Raw genomic sequence first — 3,733 nt, 5'->3', positions numbered from 1 at the left:
AACGCGACGACATGCGCCGCGCCCGGAACGCAAGGGAACGGTCCGATGAGTAGGTCACAGGCCATGACGGGGCGCGGCGGCGGGCCGATCGGCCCGCGGGACACGCCCGGCCGGCTCCTGGCCCTGTGCCTGTGCCGGATCGCGTACGCGACGGGCATGCTCGCCGGCATCACGATCGCCCGCGACGGACTGGACTCGGTCATCACGACGGTCGGCCCGGCCGCGGACACGCTCACCACGGGCGCGGCGGCCGACGTGCTCACCGGTGTGATCCTCCTGCTCGGCGCGGGCCTGATCGCCATGGGATGCGCCGAATACGACGAATGGATCCACGACCCCATGAAACGAGACCTGAGATAACCGATGGCAAAGGAGAGGAACCGATGATGAGGAAACACCATGATGACGCCAGGCGGCGTGCCGGGCGCGGCCGGACGGAGGGAAGACCCGCGATGAGGGACGATCCGAAGCCCTCGCGCATGCCGGACGACCGTCGCCATGCCGTGCTCCGCACGACCGCCGTCTGCTCGGCGTCCGTCGTCTGCTGCGCGCTGCTGGGATGGTCGGCCGCCGACCACGATCCCTCGGCGCTGGGTCTCGATCTGATGGTCTCGGTCGCGATGGCCACCTCGCTCGCCCTGGCGACGCTCGTGGGGACCGTGCACCGCTACTTCGTCGGACGGTCCGTCAAGGGCGTCGAGGCGGACCAGTGGTCGAAGGCCGGGGAACGGGAACGCCGGTGGAGGGAACGCCGGCTGGGCGGCGTGCTCCTCTGGGCGTCGTGCATGATCGCGTACATGGCGGGCAGGATCCTGACCATCCACGGGCTCGGCCCGGCCGGCGCGGCCGGCGCGGTCGCGACCATCGTCCTGCTGGCCGTGTGCGTCAGGGCCGTGGTGCGGATGCTGCTGATGCCCATGCTCGACCCGAACCAGAACCAAAACGGCGGGAACGCCCGGCGTCGGGACGGCGGACGGGTTCCTTCCGGGAAGGAAGAGTGAGGGCAATGCGCATGGATGAGGAACAGGTGCGTGGTCATCTCGATCCGAATGACGGGCAGGGCGCCGTAGGCGTGAAGGCCGGGCTTGGTCCGGCGTCACGCCCAGGGCAGCCGTTCCGTCTCCATGGCATACCCGCCGGCGGTGAGCCGGTACCAGCCGACGGTGGCGGCCTGCGTGTCGGCACGGTCTTCGGGCCGCGCCGGATACTGGCCGACGCGAATGGAATACCCCTGCGTCTGTCCGACCTGTATGAACGCGTCCCGCATGCGGGCGAGCGGTCGGAACTCCCATGTGCTGTATCCCTCGGACTGGCTCCGGTTCTGTCCCGCGGGAGGGGCGACGGGGACGCCGTGACGGTCGTGGACCTGCAGGACGAGCGCGACGTCGGGGCCAGGGACCTTGTGGCCGGCTTTCTCGTTGAGGCGACGAGACCCCTCGTTGACGGGAATTCCCAATACGAGTCCAGCGCCGTGCTGTGCCGCGAAGACGTCGAGCCAACGCTTGATCTCCAGTCCGATGCCTTCGCGCCGACGGTCGGGACGGACCACGATCCCCTCGACCATGGCTGTATACCGCAGGATCACCTGTGCGGCGTGGTACGAGGCGGGCGTGCCGCCGAGCACGTCCACCAGCCCCTCGGCTGCCTTTACGCCTGGGCCGATCAGGGCCGCTCCTACGAGGCCGTCATCGGCCCACGCCCCTACAAGCGTCGGCCCGAACGGGCGGTCGTCGTGCCGGCGGGGCTGTGGGATCGCGTCGATCGGGTATGGCCGCAGCTGTTCGGCGAGCAGGTCGACGGCCTGGTCTGCCTCCATCTGATCGATGACGGGGCCGATCCGGACAGGGCATGGGTCATGCGCCAGATCACGCGCACCAGCCGTACCGCCGACGAGATCCTCGCCGCCTGTCACTCCGTCGTCTCCCATGGAGGCCTCCCCTCGCCGACCGGACCCGACGGGTCCGATCATACCGGGAACCCGGAAAGAGGGCCGAACGGAGGCACGGGAAAGACACGGACGGGAGAAAGGTGAAGGAAGGAATGTGCATGGATGAGGAACAGGTGCGCGGTCATCTCGATCTGATCGAGGAGACCGGCACGGGAGCGTCGCGCGGCGAGCTGGCCCGCCGCGCCTACCGGGCCGGGGTCAGGGACTCCAGGGCCGTGACGGAGACGGTCGTGCGCGCCGTGCTTGAGGAGCTCGACGCCTCCCATGGCCGGGAATCGGACGCCGCGAGGCTGATGCACGGCGGCGCGATCCTGGCCTGGGACCGGGCGCGACGCGCGCTGTCCCGTCTGGAGACGATGGTCGCGCATCCCGTGATGGGAGGCCGACGATGAACGCGAACCACACGCCGCACGCCGCGAAGCGGCGATGCCGTCCGGGCGCGCGGGTCCGGCTGCTGGCCCGCGCGCCGCGCGACGGGAGCATGGACTTCTACCTGTCGATGATGCTGGGCGTGCCCGTGCCGAGGGTACGGCTGCTCCGCCTGGCGGTCGACGGATCGAGGAACGGGGAGGGACGGGGATCATGAGCTGGCAATGCACGTCGTGGGCGCTCAGGGAGGCGCCCGCACCCACCTCGACCGCGCGGCTCGTGCTGATCGCGCTGGCGGACCGCTGCCAGCCCGACGGGCGCAGCGCGTGGCCGAACGTGGCCAAGCTCGCCGAGGAGGCGCATACCAGCGAGTCGAGCGTCAAACGCGCGCTCAAGGGCCTGGAGGAGTGCGGAGCGATCCGCCGCGGCAACCAGCGGCTCGCCCAGTGGGACGAGAACGGCCAGTGGGTGCCCGCCGCCTACCGGCCGGTCGTGTGGGAATGCTGCATGCACGTCACGCTGGAACACGTCAGCGAGAAGCCCGGCCGGCAGGCCCGGCTCGAACGCGAACAGCGACGGGGAGCCACGAGCGCCGGAACCCGTCCAGGCGGCGCGACGGCGTCCGCCCGGCCCGACCGCACCGCGGGCGCCGGGAACGCCGGCGAGCGGGAGAAAGCGCCCCGCGAAACCGGCGGTGTCAGAATGACACCCCTCGAAACCGTTGGAAACAAGCCGAACCCGAGCGGTGTCAGAATGACACCCCTGTTCGACGACGATCCGGACGACAGGGGTGCCGCCGGTGAACCATCAGGGGTGTCACCGGTGACACCTCCAAGTAGAAGAACAAATACCAAACAAATATCCCCCTCTGTCCCCTACGGGGACATCTCCCCCAAGGGCGAGCCCCGAACCGAAACCACCGAAACCGAAACCGACGTTCGGCCGACGGGCGGCGACGATCCGACCCCGACGCCGGCCTGCCCGACCCCGACGCCGACCGCGCAGCCGGGTCCGGCTCCCACGGCCCGGAAACCGGCCCCGACGCAATCCGCGGTCCCCGCGGCCGGCCCGATGCCGGACGTCGATCCGAACGGCGTGTGCCCGTACGGGCTGCTGGCCGAACTGCGAGCGGCGAGGGGCCTGGGCTCGGCCGAACCCCGCGGCGACCGGGACGCGTGGCTCGAACTCGTCGCCCGCCGCGGTCCGGCCGCGACGCGCCGCATGCTGGAACGCGCCCTGGTCTCGCCGTACTGGTCGAAGCGGATCCGCTCGTGGACGTGCCTGCGCCGCTCGTGGGACCAGCTGGCCGACGAGACCCGGATCGACCTGTCCGCGCGTGCGGCCGGCGGCGTGTCCGGCCCGTCGTACAACATCCCGGACGACACCGACCGGCTCGTGGACCGGCTGCTCGACCGG

At 70.7% G+C, this 3,733-nt stretch carries 5 protein-coding genes; 4 read left to right on the top strand and 1 reads right to left on the bottom strand.

The genetic code is table 11. From position 1 onward, the window contains the following. Positions 1-45: 45 nt before the first annotated feature. Together Uis1B_RS11530 and Uis1B_RS11525 are read left to right on the top strand one after the other, a co-directional pair. Positions 46-360: a hypothetical protein gene (locus Uis1B_RS11530; protein WP_133124944.1), complete on the top strand. Its 315-nt coding sequence runs from the start codon at positions 46-48 to the stop codon at positions 358-360. Positions 361-383: 23 nt separating this feature from the next. After that, positions 384-1,001 (top strand): hypothetical protein, encoded by a 618-nt coding sequence (locus Uis1B_RS11525; protein ID WP_133124943.1) that lies wholly within the window; start codon positions 384-386, stop codon positions 999-1,001. Between the two features lie 95 nt (positions 1,002-1,096). On the opposite strand, the gene Uis1B_RS11520 is transcribed toward Uis1B_RS11525, so the two are convergent. Further along, positions 1,097-1,927 (bottom strand): GNAT family N-acetyltransferase, encoded by an 831-nt coding sequence (locus Uis1B_RS11520; RefSeq protein ID WP_101618379.1) that lies wholly within the window; start codon positions 1,925-1,927, stop codon positions 1,097-1,099. Between the two features lie 119 nt (positions 1,928-2,046). On the opposite strand from Uis1B_RS11520, the gene Uis1B_RS11515 reads away from it, so the two are divergent. Then, positions 2,047-2,340, top strand: coding sequence for a hypothetical protein (locus Uis1B_RS11515; RefSeq protein ID WP_101618378.1), 294 nt, complete (start codon positions 2,047-2,049; stop codon positions 2,338-2,340). A 190-nt stretch (positions 2,341-2,530) separates the two neighbouring features. Then, the coding region (locus Uis1B_RS11505) for a helix-turn-helix domain-containing protein (protein ID WP_101618382.1) at positions 2,531-3,733 on the top strand (1,203 nt) is incomplete at its 3' end.

It is taken from the genome of Bifidobacterium margollesii (assembly GCF_002860355.1).
In the GTDB taxonomy this organism is placed as follows: domain Bacteria; phylum Actinomycetota; class Actinomycetes; order Actinomycetales; family Bifidobacteriaceae; genus Galliscardovia; species Galliscardovia margollesii.
The sequence above is the reverse complement of the archived record's forward strand: the minus strand, read 5'-3'. Positions and strand labels throughout refer to the sequence as shown.